Source organism: Pedobacter duraquae, assembly GCF_004362245.1.
Taxonomy (GTDB): Bacteria; Bacteroidota; Bacteroidia; order Sphingobacteriales; family Sphingobacteriaceae; genus Pedobacter; species Pedobacter duraquae.
Genome location: NZ_SNWM01000001.1, coordinates 1,036,483 through 1,054,101, shown reverse-complemented (window position 1 = coordinate 1,054,101; position 17,619 = coordinate 1,036,483). Strand labels below are relative to the sequence as shown.

Genomic DNA, 17,619 nt, shown 5'->3' with positions numbered 1-17,619 from the left:
TTAATCAAATGTATAAAAAAAATGCTGAATCTAGAATCAGGCATCGGGGCTACTTATTGTCTAAAATCTTACTGAGGATGAAGTTCACTTTTGTCTTGCTCGCCATCACTGTACTACAGGTAAAGGCAGCAATTTACGCACAAAAAATATCACTTTCCGTTAAGGACGCTTCCTTAACAGAAGTAGTTTCTGAAATCAGAAAACAGACTAAGATAAACATATTATATAACAGTGGTTTGGCGGCCAGGCTAAAACCAATCACCATCAGCGTGAAAAACGAGGATCTTAAGCTGGTGCTTAGCAAATGTCTCAAAGATCAACCGGTTACGTACCAGGTTTTAAACGACAATATCCTTATCGTTTTAAAAGAAGAGCCTCAACCTTCGAAGCCCATTGAGGCCGCGGCCAGCAAAAAAGACTTGCTGGTGAATGGAAAGGTTACCGGCGATAATGGACAGCCCTTACCTGGTGTGACTATTAAGGTTAAGAATACGGCTACAACAACAATTTCTGACGCAACGGGTAACTATAAAATCACGGTGCCTGATGCGGGGATACTTGTGTTTTCATTCGTCGGTTATCTGCCTGTAGAAACAGCAGTAAATGGACGGACCACTATCTCGGTAAGCTTAAAAATGGAAAATACCGGACTAAATGAAGTTGTTGTTGTCGGTTATGGAACGCAAAAACAGAAAGATCTAACAGGATCGGTAAGTTCACTAACTTCAGAAAACTTTAATAAAGGTGTACAGCTCTCCCCCCAGCAATTGCTGCAAGGCAAGGTTGCGGGGGTCAATATCTCGCAGAACAGTGGTAAGCCGGGAGCTTCCAATACAGTTCGGATCAGGGGTGGGACCTCTCTCACAGGATCTAACGACCCACTTTATGTTATTGATGGTGTACCGATCTCGACTACAGCAGGCCTGGGACAGGCGAGCATCAGAGGTAATGGAACCGATGTTTTTGATCAGGAACCTATCAACCCTTTGCAAACACTCAATCCAAATGATATTGAATCTATTACGGTACTGAAAGATGCATCGGCTACTGCCATTTATGGTTCAAGGGGAGCAAATGGTGTCATCGTGGTAACTACAAAGGGAGGCAAGGCAGGTAAACCGGTAGTTTCTTATAATGGATTGATTAGTATTTCTCAGGTAGCAAAAAAACTACCAGTACTTAATGCAACTGAGTACCGCAGTTTGGTTACCTCTTTAAATCTTCCTTTAAATGATGCCGGTGGGGATACGAACTGGCAGGATGAGATTTTTAGAACAGCTGTCAGCAATGACCATAATATATCGCTTTCCGGAGGTTCAGACAGAACTACCTACCGCACTTCTTTTGGGTACGGCAATCAGCAAGGTATTGTGCTGAACTCTGGAATTCAACAGGCCAATATCCAGACCAACATCAGCCATAGTGCGTTGGATAACCGATTGAAGTTTGATCTGAAAGTTAATTACGGACAGAATAAATCAAATGTAGCGCCAATTTCTAATACTGTTGGTGGTGAGGCAGGAACAAGTATGAACTACGAAGCCTATGTCTTTAATCCCACTTTTCCTGTGTATAATGCAGCTGGCGGCTATAACCACGTTCCACCTTTCCGGATTAATCCGGTCTCGTTCTCAACGGATGTGTTGGATCAGAAAACAAATCAACGCCTTTTGGGGAATTTAATGACTTCATATAAGATCATTGATCCACTAAGTGTAAACGTGAATTTAGGGTATACCCGTCAGTCAACAGACCGCAATTCCTATATCAACAAAAACAATCCAATAGGAAATGGTTTTAATGGATACACCAGTGTACAGAAGTTTTTTGATTACAGCAAATTGCTGGAAACAGTATTCCGTTTCAATAAGACTTTTGGCAAGCACACTGTGGATGCCATCGCAGGTTATTCCTATCAATATTTTTATGGAGAAAGCAACCGCATCATCGCTTCGGGTTTCTTATCAGACGAGTTCAAATGGTATAGCTTAGCGGCAGCAAGTCTGATCAATCAAGTATCGAGTGGCGCGGAAAGTAATACTTTAATCTCAGGGTATACCCGTGTAAATTATAACTATGATGACCGTTTCTTACTTACGGGAACTGTGAGAAGAGATGGATCGAGTCGCTTTGGTGCTTCACACAAATGGGGATCTTTTCCTTCGGGATCAGCAGCATGGCGGATTTCTCAGGAAGACTTCTTTAAAGTAAAGGCTATTTCGGATCTGAAACTCCGCGTAAGTTACGGTGTTACAGGCAATCAGGAGATCGGCAACCTGAACTCTATCACCACATTGGGGCCAAGTAATAACGGATATATTATCGGCGGTCAGCGGGTTACAGTTGTACTACCACAGCAATTTGCCAACCCGGATTTGAAGTGGGAGACGACCGCTCAGTTAAACGTGGGCATTAACTATGGATTATTTGCTGGCCGTATTCATGGAAGCGTAGATTACTATCGCAAAAAAACATCTGACTTGCTGTTACGGATTGCGGTGCCTCAACCTGCTGTTGTAAGTACACAAATTGCCAATGTTGGTAGCGTTGAAAATAAAGGGTTCGAAATCGAAATAGGAGGGACAGTGCTGGAGAAAGGTAAATTTAGCTGGGAAACGAATTTGAATTTTAGTAGAAACCTCAACAAAGTACTGAGTCTTTCCAATGATGTCTACAGGGGTAGCAATATCCAGCAGGCACCACTACAGGGAACAGTATCTTCCGGTAGTTTTGCACAGTTGATTATGCCGGGATACCCATTGGGAACATTCTTTGGTAGAGTGTTTACGGGTGTAAATGCAAATGGTCTGGAGACCTATGATCCTGCGGGAAATCAGATTTTAGGAAGTGCACAACCTAAATTTACTTATGGGATGAGTCATAACTTTGTAGCCGGACAATGGTCGCTCGGTTTCAATTTAAGAGGCGTTTATGGGAACATGCTTTACAATGGAACTGCTAATAACCTGGGCTATAAGAATAATCTACCCGGAAGAAATGCCTTACAATCTGTTATAAATGATGGCGTATCTATCAATCAGCCAAAAGCATTTTCATCACGCTGGCTAGAAAGCGGTTCCTTCCTGCGTATGGACAATGCCACGTTAGGGTACACAGTACCTGTAAAAACAGCGGCAATTTCAAGTCTTCGCCTGTTTGTAACTGCACAGAACTTATTTGTGATTACCAAATATACAGGACTGGATCCTGAGGTGAATTCTGATGTTACAGCATCAGGCAGCCCACCCTTGGGTATTGATTATCTGGGATACCCAAGGGCGCGCACCTTTAGCTTTGGCGCAAGCATAAACTTTCAATAATCAGCTTATTCAAAGATGAACCATGAAAACGACATATAAAATACAACTCATAATGCTGATCGCTGTAGTAGTGAGCAGCTGTACAAAACTAGACGAGGAGCCTTTCGGGCGCTTGTCACCCGAAACATATTATAAAACTGAGGCCGAAGCCAATTCATCGGTAGCAGGAATCTATCAGTCTTTTCAACAGGTGCAAGGGGTTTCTGCTCCATGGACAATTTCAGTTGAAGGTACAGATGAATTTATTGTCCCAGGAAGAGCTAGTGGCGGCTGGTTTGACCAGAATAATATAGATATCATGCAGCATAATGTGAAGGCGGATAACCAAGCTGTATCTAATGCCTGGAACAATATATTTTCTGAAATTGGAATTGCCAACGCTGTAATTGAAAGCTTAAATGCTTCGCCTTCAGTGGGTAGTTTTAAGACTCAAATTGCCGAAGCAAGAGCATTACGTGCATATGGTTATTTTTATGCCATGGACTTTTGGGGAAATCTACCTCTGGTGACTGTGGGAAAGATAGAACAGAATAATCTGCCAGGTACTACAGCCCGTGCTGATATTTTCAAATTTGTAGAAAGCGAAATGCTTGCTGCGGTAAACGATTTGCCTGCAGCAAATTCTGTGAATAAAGCTACCTATTATCCAAGGTTGACCAAGGAGGCCGTATATGCAGCCCTGGCGATGGTTTATCTTAATGCAGAAGTTTATACAGGAACAGCGCGTTGGAATGACGCTGTAACGATGTGTAATAATGTAATCAATACCGGAGCCTTCGGCTTAGAAAGTAACGTTGTAGAATCATTTAAAGCCCTTAATGAAGGAAAGACCAAAGAAGTGATCTTCGCTTTCTCTATTGATCCTGCAAGAAGTTCCGGTGGAAATGCCTATATGCTTTACACACAGCCAGCATTAGATCAGCAGCGCTATAGTTTGCCATTTGCACCGGCCAATGGTTTCTCTACACAGAAGGAGGCTTTGGATCGTTATGAAGTGCAAGACAGACGCAGAAACTTGCTTCAATTTGGTCCGCAGTTTAAATTAGATGGCAGTCCGTTGGTGGATAGCAAAGGGGTGCAACTTAATTTGGTAAACTGTGTAAGTTTTACTGCTGCCGCTGATAATGAGGGATACAGGGTATTGAAGTATGTTCCTGAAGGTGTAACCTGGTCGGGATCCAATGGTAATACAGATTACGTCCAGACCAGATATTCAGATATCCTGCTTACCAAAGCCGAAGCTTTATTCAGATCAGGAACTACGGCAGAAGCGTTAACTTTGGTCAATCAGGTTAGGACCCGGAGTAATGCAACTACATTGACCAGTTTGACATTAAAAAATCTGGAAGAAGAGCGAGCGAGAGAGTTTATCTGGGAAGGGCACCGCAGACGGGATATGATCAGGTTTGGTACGTACTTCAATACCACCTGGACTTTTAAAACGTCTGTTACGCCGGCATTCCGAAGTATTTACCCTATTCCACTAACACAGATTGCAACAAATCCTAAACTTAAACAGAACACTGGTTATTAATTAATTATAATGCGCGGTGGTAACACTGCGCATTTTTCCTTTTTTTATGAAAAAATATCTACCGTTAATTTTTGGACTTTTTACAACTGTGAATAGCCAGGCACAACACCTCGAATGGCGCACTGGTATCCGGGATACCAGCTATTCCAGTCAGAGCGATTTTCGTTCGAACAAGAAAAAATATCCTGACATCAAACTTGTTCAGGAGCAGAAATTACCTGGCGTGACCGAGAAACGTAATTTGGTTTATGCAAAAGCTGGTCAGCGTGAACTCCATTTGGATGCCTTTACACCTAAGTCAACCACCAGGACTGCGGCGGTAATACTTATTCATGGCGGCGGATGGCGTTCTGGAGACAGGAGTCAGCATATCCCATTAGCTCAACATCTTGCTGCTAAAGGCGTAGCTTCATTTACTGTCGAATACCGGTTGTCGACTGAAGCATTTTATCCGGCAGGTGTGTTTGACGTCAAAGCTAGCGTGCGCTGGCTTAAAGCAAATGCAAAAAAATACAACGTAGACACCAGCAAAATTGCGGTGTTGGGCTTTTCTGCCGGGGGGCAGCTGGCGTCGTTAGTCGGGGTAACTGCGCATGTGAACAAGTTGGAAGGCGACTTGGGAAACAACAAATATTCGAGTAGCGTTAATGCCGTGATTGATATCGATGGGACGCTTTCATTTATACATCCAGAATCCTGGGAGGCACAAAATCTCAGTAATGTCGGTGCATCAGCCATGTGGATCGGATATCCACGTACAGAGCGGTTAGATTTATGGGCGGAAGCATCACCTGATAATTACACTCCGGAGAGCACTATTCCATTCCTGTTTCTCAACAGTTCTGTAGAAAGAATGCATGCCGGACGGGATGACTTCAGGAAAAATATGGAGAAAAAAGGCGTATATACTGAGGTGGTGAGTTTTAAAGATTCTCCACATGGCTTCTGTTTATATGAACCTTGGTTTGATCCGATGGTCAATAATATCACTTCATTCCTCGCAAAGGTTTTTAAATAACAGAGCACGGTTGACTTATACTGTTAGATAAGAAATTATACTATATTTAAATGCGTGCATGCGCCTTACTCAAAACCCATTCAATAATGAAGTTATTCTGCCTTGCCGTTCTCATCACCGCTTGTTTTTTTTCTTGTAAATCTCCCGACGCTAAAAGTCCTTCCAGAATCGAAAAGCGGGACGAAATTCTGAAAAACATTATTCCTCCAAAAATTTCAGAAAACAGAAAGGTATTGACAGATTTTGGTGCTAAAGGTGATTCGTTGACTAACAACAAGCCTGCATTTGACCGAGTCTTGAAAGCCTGCAAGGAACAAAATGGGTGCAGGCTTATCGTGCCTCCCGGTATTTATCTTATTAACGGTCCTATTCATTTAGTGGATAATACATGTTTAGAATTAAAAAAAGGTGCTAAACTTGTTTTTAGTACGAATTCGAAAGACTATCTGCCACTTGTGCCTACTAGTTGGGAAGGTACTCTAATTTATAACTATAGCCCTTTAATTTATGCTTATCAGGTGAAAAACGTAGCGATCATAGGGGAGGGTATAATAGATGGGAATGGTAAAAATGGTTTCAGCAAATGGTATGACCTTCAGAAGCCAGCACAGCAGCTGACTCGAAAAATGAATCACGACGGGATGCCTGTCAAAGAGCGTCTCTTTGGCGAAGGACATTACTTGCGGCCTCAACTAATACAATTTTTTGAATGCAAGAATATCCTTATTGAGGGAGTAACCATTGCTAATTCGCCATTCTGGTCTGTTCATTTTTTAAAGTCAGAAAACATTACGGCCAGAAAAGTAAAGTTTGATGCTTTTAATAAAAATAACGACGGTTTTGATCCGGAATATTCTAAAAATATTTTAATAGAAGACATCGATTTTAATAACGCCGATGATAATGTTGCCATTAAGGCCGGAAGGGATCATGAGGGTAGAAAAACGGCAATGAGTTCAGAGAACATCATTATTCGTAATTGCCGTTTTAAAGGGTTACATGGGGTTGTTATTGGTAGCGAAATGTCGGCCGGAGTACAAAATGTATTTGTAGAAAATTGTGGTTATGGTGGTTATTGTAAAAGAGGTATTTATTTAAAGTCTAACGCAGACCGGGGAGGATTTATAAAGAACATTTACGTGAACGATGTAGAATTTGGCGATGTGGAAGACGGGGTGTTTATTACGTCTTTTTATCATGGAGAGGGTAAAGGCTTTGAAACGGACATTCGTGATATTTTCATTGAGAACCTCAAATTCAAATCAGCAAGTCATGCCGGTTTAGTTATACAGGGATATCCAACGAAAAAGGTGAGTAATGTGAATTTTACTAATGTTCGTATTGATTCTTGTGTTAACGGCATAAGTTTTACCAATGCGGAACATATCATGTTCAATAATGTCGTAATCGGCAGAGAAATGGAAGTTCCTACGGCTGTGAAATAACCATGTCAATTTGTAATTATTTGAAGGTTATCTGGCTTAACTTTATATCGAAATATCTCGCGAAAGAAGTATCTGGCTTATTGTTTTTATCATAATACATAATCAATTTTGAAAGATCATCTATTAGCCTCGCTATTAGTAATGGTCTGCTTTGATAGATCAGGCCCAAGCGAAGCTAATATGAAGAAAGCTATGCCAATAGGGAAATAAAACTTTCTGGCAAAGGCCCGGAAAATTAATATAACATGTAAGGATAAGGGAATCAGTACAGGAGTTAGCGTAAACACACCAAGTTCATAAAATATCTTGATGTAAATCCAATAGTACATCAAGGATGACATATATTAGAACACTGATTATCTTTACATGAAACCTTTCTGCTTAATACGTTTAGCAACAAATACAGTTCACACCGCGCCAAATTTCTGAAAATCTCATCCTATACGTTTACATAGCTATCGGATATTTATCAGATATTATCGGATATTATCGGATATTATCGGATATTTTTAAGACGTTGTTTAGTACATTTGCTCTATGAGTAAGGCAAATGTATATACACTGTTTCTTGACTTAGACTGGAAATTAATGACGTTGGTTAGTCAAATTGATCGCTTTGATGCATCTTGGACAGCCATAGAAAGAAAAGAAGGGGCTAGTTTAAATTTAAGTCATACTCAATCCTCCCTGTCTTTCTTTTGTGTAATCGACGACATCAGCAAACCTTACTAAAAGTAAAGTAACCTCAATTGAGGATAAGATTGATTATGAAGTTTTAATAAATCTAAGCCAATTTATTAAAACTTCATCAACGATTTTATATATTGCCGTATTCTAAATGGTCACGATATGAAATTGATTTTTGTTGTGTTCATGCAACAGCTTTAGAAATGGGACAGTTTTTATCCTTTTTGATTTAATTATAACGGTATATTCATGTTTATTACGATTTTTCTGAGTAAACGTGATTTTTTTTAAGTAGAATTATCGTGCCATTTAGAATATAATTGTAGTGAATTTATTAAACATAAAGTCAAAAGAGGATTTATTAGATTATATAGGAATAGAAGAGGCACAGCTAAATCATCTACTCTATAGATTGCCCAATGCTTATAAATACCATACTTTCGAGGTTAAGAAGAAAAATGGATCATCTCGGATAATAAATTCACCAAATCCCGAGCTCAAAGTTATACAAACAAAACTTAAGGATGACTTAGTAGAGTTTTTTGGCAAGAAAAACTGTGTTCATGGATTCGTCAAGGACAAAAATATTTTGAGCAATGCAAGCTCTCATTTAAAGAAACAAATACTCATAAATATTGATCTAAAAGACTTTTTCTCGACAATTCATTTCGGAAGAGTTCGTGGTATGTTTTTATCTTCACCTTTTAGTTTTCCTGAACGTATAGCTACTCTACTTGCGCAAATCTGTTGTTTTAATGGACTTTTACCACAAGGTGCCCCAACCTCTCCAATTATTTCGAATTTTATCTGTCGAAAACTTGATAATAGCTTTATACAGTTTTCGAAAAAAAATAGTTTTTTTTACACCAGATATGCCGATGACATTACTTTCTCGAGCAATATTAGATCTTTATCATCGGAACTAGGAATTTTTAATAAAGATCAATTTGAAATTTCGAAATCAATTTTAAATCAAATACATAATAATGGGTTTACGATTAATGAATCTAAAGTAAGAATGGCTTCTAGATTTAATAATCAAACCGTGACTGGGATCAAGGTAAATGTGAAACCAAATGTAAGTAGATTTTATATAAAACAAATTAGGGCGATTTTACATGCATGCGAAAAACATGGTGTTGAAAAAACAGCGATAGTACATTTTCAAAAAAATGAGATAGATCTAAATAGGTTGAAAAGCCCGATAGATTTTTTCATAAAGCGGCTTGTTGGGAAAATATCTTTCATAGGCTTTGTAAGAGGAAAAGATGATTTTCTCTTTAAAAAGCTTTATGATAGAGTTAAGGTAATAGTGCCTAACGCACGTCTTTCGATTATTTATAAAAAGATTGATGAATCAAAGAATACCCTGATTTTAACGGAAGGCAAAACAGATTGGAAGCACATAAAAGCAGCATTAATCAAGCTTCAAGCACAAGGGGCCTACAACAATCTAAATTTGACTTTTGCTGACTACCTTGATGAACATAAAGTCTCAAACTCAGAACTGTTCAAAATTTGCGAATCGATACCAAAACTGGGAATGCAGAAGAACAAAACCATATGCATATTTGACAGGGACGACAAGAATTTTATTCCAAAAGTAACTTCCATTAATGATTTTTATAAAGACTGGACGAATAACGTATATTCAATGGTCTTGCCAGTGCCAAAACATAGAAATTTCGAAAATATTTGTATTGAGCATTATTATACTGATGATGATCTATTCACTTATGACCATAACAATAGAAGAATCTTTGTCAGCAGTGAATTTGAAAATAATGGGAATCACAAATTGGAGAAATATAGATACAAAGGAAATCTTGAGAAATTAAAAAATAGATTCCCGACTATTTTTGACTCCCAGGTAGTTGATTCTTCGGGAGCAAGTATTGCATTATCTAAAAATGACTTTGCAGACTACGTTTATAATAACAATCCAAGATACAATTCCTTCGATGTAGAAGCTTTTAAAGAAATTTTTAATCATATTTATGTAATTGAAAACACTACTCCAAAATGATATTTATAAGAAAAACGTACGGGTGAAAATAATTGCTGATATTTCTGTTCATAATACTAGTAAGCGGCTTTGGTCAGGAAGATGCGGTGTAAACCCTTGATTTTTCCTTCACAGTAGTTTACTTTTTCTGTTACATTATATATTACGTTCCTTCGACATCAATTTTGATCTTATGGAATTGCTCAAATAAGCTATTATTAAATTCAATACATATTCCTCTATGACTGTCGCCGTAGTGTGCCCACATCAACTCACTTTTAGCATTAAGGGAAAAACAGGTGACAGCGCACTGTTGGATTTTATTTTTCACCGAACTTTCAAACGCAGGTGCAATCAAGTGAAGATTATCTTTTAACGTTGGAAATTCATTGTGTAAGACTTTAAGATCATTTGCAGTATAGCTATCGACACTGGCCGTGTCAAAATAGACCCCGTCAATATTACAGTCAAATGGATCGTTAAAATCTCTAGGATTCGTAAACTTCAAAGTGAGCCCCGAAAGAATTTTTGAGCCAGATTCCAAAGAAGTATACTTATAAATGTTATCTAGCTCATTTGGTTTGTTCATGATCAAATATAGACATTGCAAGCAGCAAACCTATTCTGTTTAGTTGCCTATCTTTCTACAACTTTCCAAGAAATAGAATAGAGTCTTTTACAATTCTCTATATTGCAGGAGAACTAACTGGACGCTTGTGGAAAAAATAGAATATGGTGATGTTAACAAATTTTTGGTGTCTATAGGCCTCATTCTTATTGTGCTAAGCTTTATAATTCCATATTATTCTCTCAAAGAAGATTTTGGTGTTTATTTGGAGAACTCTAAAATCATGCAACTCCAACCTCATATGCAGATACTTATCTTGAGGAAGCAAATGCAGGTAGCATTTTTACAAGATATCATTCCCTACATTTCTATACTGTTGTTTTCAGGGGGAGTCCTGATATCCCAATGGGGCTTATGCCGTTGGTTCAAACGGCAAAAAAGCATAGACGAAAAATTCGATACTGAACTCGCTAAATCCAAACTCGAGTTGACTGCAATGAGTCCTGTTGAGGTTTTTGAAAAGGCACAAAACGAAGTAGATGAGATCGAAGCTGCAAATACAGAAGAAAGCCAAACCCCAACCAGCAACAATTCGCTAATCGAATACCTGAAAGTAGAGGAACGCGTATACAATTTGTTCAAAAACAATAGAAATAAGAATTTCGAAACCTATAGCCAAATGCGTTTAGGTCAAATTGAGATAGATATTGTTATGGCTTCCAAATCTTCTGCTTTCCTTGACCGCATCATTGAAATCAAATACTACCAGACCAACTTTAACCATTATGTTGTAGACAAAGCACTTGTTCAGCTCAACAATAAAATTATCTATTATAAAAGTAATACTAACCGTAATGCGGTCCCTGTATTAATGATTATCTACGAGCCAAATACCTTGGGTACTGGCAACATTCCTTCAGTTCAGGCACAAGTTATAGAATGGGCGTCGCAATATCCCGATCTCAACCACCTAAAAATTGTGTTCTCGACAATAAGTGAAATAGAAACATTTGATGTTAAAATACTGCTTAAAAAATAGTCAGTTGATCTTGGCATTTCTGCCAATAAAGGGATGTTTGGTTGGCATGATATTTCAGCAAGATATAGTTGAATGCAAACTGTGCCGTGCTTAAATGTTCAAAGTTAAATTTTTGTTTTATTACTTTTATGTATGCAATATTTTCTTCAGGTCTTTACTTTTATGCTTTCTTTCGGGGCGTTGTTTGTGATGTAACTGCGCTGATAAACAGGAAATTAGCAGGGCAAAAAAAAATGGACAACTTCGGATTTACTGAAGTTGTCCATTATGGTGGAGCCGAAGGGGTTCGAACCCTTGTCCAGTTGTGTGATAAATTATGCCTTCTACATGCTTATTTTCCACTTTATTTTCGGGAGCAGCCGGGCCGGAAACCTACCTTGACTTTTTCCTTAGGTACTTTATCTCGCCGTAGTACCGTACCTTACTACAGCCAGCATTGTTATTTCGATGCCCCTGATTCTAACCTAACGATGCAGCAGTCAGAGGGACAAAAGCTATCTAATTCTAAATTAGGCAGCTAAGGCGTAGTTATTTTCGCCAATCAAAGTGTGAACGTTCTCTTTAAGTGCTCTCCGTACAACGCACTGCATGCTAACATACTTAGCTCCACCCTGTCAAATCCAAAACGGCCCCAGTATGCGTGTTGAGGTATAAAGGTTAACTAGGCCTTCATCAACAACACGACAAATTTACTAAAATTATGCCAGTTTTCTACCAGGATATTCTTTTAATGCGATTTCTAAACAATCCATCGCCTTATTCAGGTCGTCAGTATTCAGTACATAAGCCATTCTCACTTCATTTTTTCCAGATCCTGGTGTAGAATAAAAACCTGTTGCAGGTGCCATCATCACTGTTTCTCCGTTACTGTCAAAGCTTTCCAGCATCCATTGGCAAAATACATCTGCATCGTCAATAGGGAACTTCGCTACAACATAAAAAGCACCACCCGGATTCGGACAGAATACGCCCTCAATGGCATTTAACCTCGCGACTAGTGTATCGCGTCTTAAGGTATATTCTGTATTTACAGCTTCAAAATAACTATCAGGAGTATCAACAGCCGCGGCTCCGGCAATCTGCTCAACCATACCAGGACTTAGCCTTGCCTGTGCGAATTTCAATGCCGAAGCAATAACTTCTTTGTTTTTAGTAATCAGGCATCCCAAACGTGCGCCACAAGCACTGTAACGTTTAGATACTGTATCCATGATCACTACGTTCTGCTCAAGACCATCTAAATGCATGGGGGATATAAACTCCCTGCCATCATAACAAAACTCCCTGTAAGCCTCATCAGAGAACAAGAACAGATCGTACTTTAAGCACAATGCTTTTAACGCTTCCAGTTCTTCTCTTGAGTACAAGTAACCTGTTGGGTTATTTGGATTGCAAATGATGATTGCCTTTGTCTTTGGTGTAATCAGCTTCTCGAACTCAGCAATAGGAGGTAAAGCGAAACCATTTTCAATAAAAGAAAGAATTGGTTTAACAACCACATTACTCATACAGGCAAAGCCGTTGTAGTTTGCGTAGAAAGGCTCTGGAATGATGATCTCATCGCCTTCGTTTACGCAAGTCTGCATTGCGATAGTAATGGCTTCAGAACCACCTACGGTAACGAGAATATCCTGAGGATCTATATTGTAATTTAATTTATTGTAATATTCAGCAAGCTTTGTCCTGTAGGCTAAAGTCCCTTCAGAAGCAGTATACGCCCACACGTCAAAATCAATGTTCTTGATGGCATTCAGCATGCCCTCAGGTGTAGCAATATCCGGTTGTCCAATATTAAGGTGATATACTTTTTTTCCGTCTTTTTTTGCCTTGTCGGCGAAAGGAGTAAGCTTACGGATGGGAGATGCAGGCATTTGCAGCCCTTTTTCTGATATGTTTGGCATGGTGCAAAAATAAAAAACCTCGTTAACTAACGAGGTTTTTTGTCATAAATATGAATAAAAATTTTACTTCGAACTTGCAGCAACTGTTTCACCTTTAATGTAAAGGACTTTAGTGCTGGTTTTAGCATTAGAGGTGATCGTTACAATTTTGCTGAATGGCATTGGCGCACCTGCAGGAGTGTAAGTAACTTTGATTACACCTGATTCTCCTTTTTTAACCGGAGTTTGTGTGTATTCAGGAACAGTACATCCACAGCTAGTTTCAACTTTAGAAATAATCAGGGGCTCTTCGCCTGTATTGGTGAATTTGAAGTCAATCGAAACAGGCTTACCCAATGTAACTTTTCCGAAGTCATAAGACTCTTTATCGAACTTGAAATCCGCAGGTTTAGTTTGTGCTTGTGTAGCAAAGCTAACACCTAAAATCATGGTAAATAATACAATTAACTTCTTCATGGCTTTCTATTTGATAACAAAAATAATCATTTTTTTAGATATCCTAAAGTTTTCAACTATTTATATTTATAATGCATGCATAACTCAAACTTTAGAAAATATGTATCTTTGCCTGGTAATAGGAATTGCTTATGACTCCAAATATAAATCTGACAACGAATCCAATTGACGCTGCTGAATTAAGTTTTGAAGATTTCAAGACCATCGTTATACAGGACTATAAAATTGCTTTTGAAAGCAGACAAGCTAGTTTATTAGGTCGTAAAGAGGTTTTATCCGGCAAAGCAAAGTTCGGCATCTTTGGTGATGGCAAGGAGGTTCCTCAGATTGCTATGGCGAAAGCCTTCAGAAATGGCGACTGGAGATCAGGATACTACCGCGATCAGACTTTTGCTTTCGCAACAGGCATTGCAACCATTAAAGAGTTTTTCGCGCAATTATATGCCAATCCCAATGTCGAGGCAGATCCGGCATCAGCAGGTCGTCAGATGAATTGCCACTTCGCAACGCGATCACTCAATGAAGATGGTAGCTGGAAAGATCTTACAGCAATTAAAAACTCTTCATCGGATATTGCCCCTACAGGTGGACAGATGGCCAGACTAGTTGGCCTCGCATATGCATCCAAATTATATAGACAAAACGCGGAACTGAGTTATCTCAAAAATTTCTCGGTAAACGGTGATGAAGTAGCCTTTGGAACCATTGGAAACGCATCCACTTCAGAAGGCGTTTTCTTTGAAGCTATCAATGCTGCGGGAGTTTTGCAGATTCCTATGGCTATGTCGGTCTGGGATGATGCCTATGGCATATCTGTTCCTGCCAAATACCAAACAACAAAAGAAGATATCTCAGAAATACTTAAAGGCTTTCAGCGTGATGAGAATACACCAGGATACGAAATATTTAAAGTGCGTGGCTGGGATTATCCCGGTCTTTGCGAAACTTACCAGCGTGCAATAGACATTTGCCGTACAGAACATGTACCTGTATTGATCCATGTAACTGAGGTCACGCAACCTCAGGGGCACTCCACTTCAGGATCACATGAGCGGTATAAAGATAAAACACGTCTGGACTGGGAAAAAGAATACGACTGCATCCTGCAAATGCGCAAATGGATGCTCGAATCGGCAATCATTTCCGAAGACGATATCACAGCCCTCGAAAATAAGGCTAAAGAATTTGTGCGCAATGCACAGAAAGAAGCATGGAACGAATTTCTTGGCGATATCAAAGTTGAAAAAGATGAAGTCATTAATCTCATCAAAGAAATTGCGCAGGGCGATGCAACTTTATTGAAAATTGCCTCTGTATTGTCAAGTACACCTGATGCACAGCGTAAAGAAGTAGTCTCTTCGGCCAGAAGGGCGTTAAGATTTACCATCAATACATCATCTCCATCGCGTACATTGCTCCTTGAGTGGTACCAGAAACATAAAGATTTAAACGCAGACCGCTATAACTCTAAATTATTTACAGACGGTAAGGAAAGTCCTTCGAATGTAAAAGTTGTAGCTCCTGAATACACCGAAACCGGTAAAATGGTGGATGGACGTGAGTTGCTGAATGCTTGTTTTGATGCAAACTTCGGCCGTGATCAGCGCCTTGTTGCCTTCGGAGAAGATCTTGGCGCCATAGGTGATGTGAATCAGGGCTTCGCCGGCTTACAGGCAAAATATGGTGATCTGAGGATCACAGATACTGGAATTCGTGAAATGACCATTGTTGGGCAGGGAATAGGTTTAGCTTTACGCGGACTTAGGCCAATTGCGGAGATTCAATATCTGGATTACTTGCTTTTTGCACTCAATGTGCTTAGTGATGACCTCGCCAGTTTATCTTATCGTACTAAAGCGGGACAAAAAGCACCTGTAATTATCCGTACACGTGGCCACCGGTTGGAAGGCGTATGGCATTCAGGATCGCCGATACAGATGATTTTAGGCTCGTTAAGAGGTTTGCATTTGTGCGTACCACGAAATATGACCCAGGCTGCAGGTATGTACAACACTTTGTTCCGTGCCGACGAACCGGCATTGGTAATAGAATGTCTTAATGGTTACCGCCTGAAAGAAAAATTGCCTGAAAATGTTGGTGAATACACTGTTCCTTTAGGGAAAGCAGAGATCATCAGATCAGGTAAAGATATTACCATCGTTTCTTACGGATCCACCTTACGCGTTGTAGAAGAAGCTGCTGAAGAACTGGCGCGCTTTGGTATCGACGTCGAAATTGTGGATCCACAAACCTTGTTACCGTTTGATACCGATCAACTTTGTGTTGCCACGCTGGCAAAAACAAATAAATTACTTGTTGTAGATGAGGATGTTCCGGGAGGCGCTACCGCCTACATCCTGCAACAAATTTTAGAAGTGCAAAAAGGATATTATCTGTTGGATTCTCAACCTCAGACTTTAAGTGCTAAAGCACACCGCCCGCCTTATGGGACGGACGGCGATTACTTTAGTAAACCTTCGGTTGATGATGTTGTAGAGACTGTATATCAAATGATGCATGAGCATAACGCATCAAAGTTCCCGGCTATTTTTTAAAGCCGGCTAACTTTATTTCTTAAAAACTGATCTGCTAATACCAGTGCTGCCATAGCTTCTACAATGACTACGGCACGGGGTACTACGCATGGATCATGCCTGCCCTTACCTTTAATTTCTGCAGCATTACCTTCACTGTCTACGGTCTGCTGATTGTGCATGATCGTGGCTACAGGCTTAAAAGCTACTTTGAAGCTAATCTCCATTCCGTTGGAGATACCTCCCTGAATACCTCCTGAAAAGTTGGTCAGCGTTTTTGGTGATTTACCATCTGTTTCGAAAATATCATTGTGCTCGGAGCCTTTCATCTCACTACCCTCAAACCCAGATCCGTATTCAAAACCGTGGACCGCATTAATGCTGAGCATTGCTTTGCCCAGATCTGCATGTAGCTTATCAAAAACAGGTTCTCCCAAACCCACGGGGCAGTTACGGATCACACAATTGATCTTTCCGCCAATGGTATCTCCATCTTTACGGATTCCTTCGATGCATGCTATCATTTCTGCTGCTGCAGCAGCATCTGCACATCGTACAATATTATCTTCACGCAAGGCAAATAATTCCTGTACAGGAAGAGGAGCCAGCGCAGGAGCATTAATTTTGCCCACAGCAGATACATGCGCGAAAATTTCGATTCCAGCATGTTTCAGCAATAACTTAGCAATAGCTCCTGCAGCTACCCTGGCTGCGGTTTCGCGGGCAGAGGAACGGCCGCCACCACGGTGATCTCTGACACCATATTTCGCATCATATGTGTAATCGGCATGCGAAGGGCGGTAAACATTTTTATTGTGCTCATAGTCCTTTGATCGATGGTCTTCGTTTGGAATCAACAGCGCAATCGGGGTGCCTGTACTTTGGCCCTCAAAAATTCCTGAAAGAATTTGTACGGTGTCGCTTTCCTTACGCTGAGTGGTAATCCTGGACTGCCCCGGTCTCCGCATATCCAGTTCTGCCTGAATAAAAGCCAGGTCAATCGGCAGGCCCGCCGGACAGCCATCTATGATCACACCTATAGCCACACCATGTGATTCCCCAAAAGTCGAGATTCTGAATAACTGACCAAATGAATTTCCTGCCATATCTAT

General features: G+C 39.9%; 11 protein-coding genes and 1 other RNA gene. 7 read left to right on the top strand and 5 right to left on the bottom strand.

The window, feature by feature from the left end; all coding sequences use genetic code 11:
• The first annotated feature begins 77 nt into the window (after positions 1-77).
• From CLV32_RS04515 to CLV32_RS04495, 5 genes are all read left to right on the top strand, one after another.
• Positions 78-3,320, top strand: coding sequence for a TonB-dependent receptor (locus CLV32_RS04515; RefSeq protein WP_166641880.1), 3,243 nt, complete (start codon positions 78-80; stop codon positions 3,318-3,320).
• 22 nt (positions 3,321-3,342) lie between these two features.
• Positions 3,343-4,854 carry a RagB/SusD family nutrient uptake outer membrane protein gene (locus CLV32_RS04510; RefSeq protein ID WP_133552809.1) on the top strand — a complete coding sequence of 504 codons (1,512 nt, stop codon included), beginning with the start codon at positions 3,343-3,345 and terminating at the stop codon, positions 4,852-4,854.
• Positions 4,855-4,900: 46 nt separating this feature from the next.
• Entirely contained in the window at positions 4,901-5,872 is a 972-nt protein-coding gene (locus tag CLV32_RS04505) for an alpha/beta hydrolase (RefSeq protein ID WP_133552807.1), read from the top strand.
• A gap of 86 nt (positions 5,873-5,958) precedes the next feature.
• Positions 5,959-7,317 (top strand): glycoside hydrolase family 28 protein, encoded by a 1,359-nt coding sequence (locus CLV32_RS04500; RefSeq protein ID WP_133552804.1) that lies wholly within the window; start codon positions 5,959-5,961, stop codon positions 7,315-7,317.
• Positions 7,318-8,329: 1,012 nt separating this feature from the next.
• Positions 8,330-10,030, top strand: coding sequence for a reverse transcriptase domain-containing protein (locus CLV32_RS04495; RefSeq protein WP_166641879.1), 1,701 nt, complete (start codon positions 8,330-8,332; stop codon positions 10,028-10,030).
• Between the two features lie 142 nt (positions 10,031-10,172).
• Here the strand turns inward: CLV32_RS04495 and CLV32_RS04490 are convergent, their stop codons facing one another.
• Complete coding sequence (locus CLV32_RS04490; RefSeq protein ID WP_133552800.1) at positions 10,173-10,598, bottom strand: DUF2971 domain-containing protein; 426 nt, start codon at positions 10,596-10,598, stop codon at positions 10,173-10,175.
• 127 nt (positions 10,599-10,725) lie between these two features.
• Between CLV32_RS04490 and CLV32_RS04485 the strand changes: the two genes are divergently transcribed.
• Positions 10,726-11,616, top strand: a complete 891-nt coding sequence (locus CLV32_RS04485) for a hypothetical protein (RefSeq protein ID WP_133552798.1) — start codon at positions 10,726-10,728, stop codon at positions 11,614-11,616.
• Positions 11,617-11,884: 268 nt separating this feature from the next.
• Here the strand turns inward: CLV32_RS04485 and ssrA are convergent.
• From ssrA to CLV32_RS04470, 3 genes are all read right to left on the bottom strand, one after another.
• Positions 11,885-12,249: a transfer-messenger RNA gene (ssrA, locus tag CLV32_RS04480) on the bottom strand.
• Positions 12,250-12,314: 65 nt separating this feature from the next.
• On the bottom strand, positions 12,315-13,517 hold the full coding sequence (locus CLV32_RS04475; protein ID WP_133552796.1) for a pyridoxal phosphate-dependent aminotransferase: 1,203 nt from the start codon (positions 13,515-13,517) through the stop codon (positions 12,315-12,317).
• Positions 13,518-13,580: 63 nt separating this feature from the next.
• A complete protein-coding gene (locus tag CLV32_RS04470) occupies positions 13,581-13,973 on the bottom strand; it encodes a DUF1573 domain-containing protein (RefSeq protein ID WP_133552794.1) in 393 nt (130 codons plus the stop codon).
• A 131-nt stretch (positions 13,974-14,104) separates the two neighbouring features.
• Between CLV32_RS04470 and CLV32_RS04465 the strand changes: the two genes are divergently transcribed.
• Positions 14,105-16,528 carry an alpha-ketoacid dehydrogenase subunit alpha/beta gene (locus CLV32_RS04465; protein WP_133552792.1) on the top strand — a complete coding sequence of 808 codons (2,424 nt, stop codon included), beginning with the start codon at positions 14,105-14,107 and terminating at the stop codon, positions 16,526-16,528.
• On the opposite strand, the gene aroC is transcribed toward CLV32_RS04465, so the two are convergent.
• Positions 16,525-17,613, bottom strand: a complete 1,089-nt coding sequence (gene aroC, locus CLV32_RS04460; RefSeq protein ID WP_133552790.1) for a chorismate synthase — start codon at positions 17,611-17,613, stop codon at positions 16,525-16,527. The two genes, CLV32_RS04465 and aroC, sit on opposite strands and share 4 nt — an antisense overlap.
• Positions 17,614-17,619: the final 6 nt, after the last annotated feature.

Bases quoted from the DNA above. Each gene is read 5' to 3' on its own strand.
- CLV32_RS04475 (WP_133552796.1), bottom strand. From the start codon at position 13,517: ATGCCAAACATATCAGAAAAAGGGCTGCAAATGCCTGCATCTCCCATC.
- aroC (WP_133552790.1), bottom strand. From the start codon at position 17,613: ATGGCAGGAAATTCATTTGGTCAGTTATTCAGAATCTCGACTTTTGGG.
- CLV32_RS04465 (WP_133552792.1), top strand. From the start codon at position 14,105: ATGACTCCAAATATAAATCTGACAACGAATCCAATTGACGCTGCTGAA.
- CLV32_RS04510 (WP_133552809.1), top strand. From the start codon at position 3,343: ATGAAAACGACATATAAAATACAACTCATAATGCTGATCGCTGTAGTA.
- CLV32_RS04490 (WP_133552800.1), bottom strand. From the start codon at position 10,598: ATGAACAAACCAAATGAGCTAGATAACATTTATAAGTATACTTCTTTG.
- CLV32_RS04500 (WP_133552804.1), top strand. From the start codon at position 5,959: ATGAAGTTATTCTGCCTTGCCGTTCTCATCACCGCTTGTTTTTTTTCT.
- CLV32_RS04515 (WP_166641880.1), top strand. From the start codon at position 78: ATGAAGTTCACTTTTGTCTTGCTCGCCATCACTGTACTACAGGTAAAG.
- CLV32_RS04470 (WP_133552794.1), bottom strand. From the start codon at position 13,973: ATGAAGAAGTTAATTGTATTATTTACCATGATTTTAGGTGTTAGCTTT.
- CLV32_RS04505 (WP_133552807.1), top strand. From the start codon at position 4,901: ATGAAAAAATATCTACCGTTAATTTTTGGACTTTTTACAACTGTGAAT.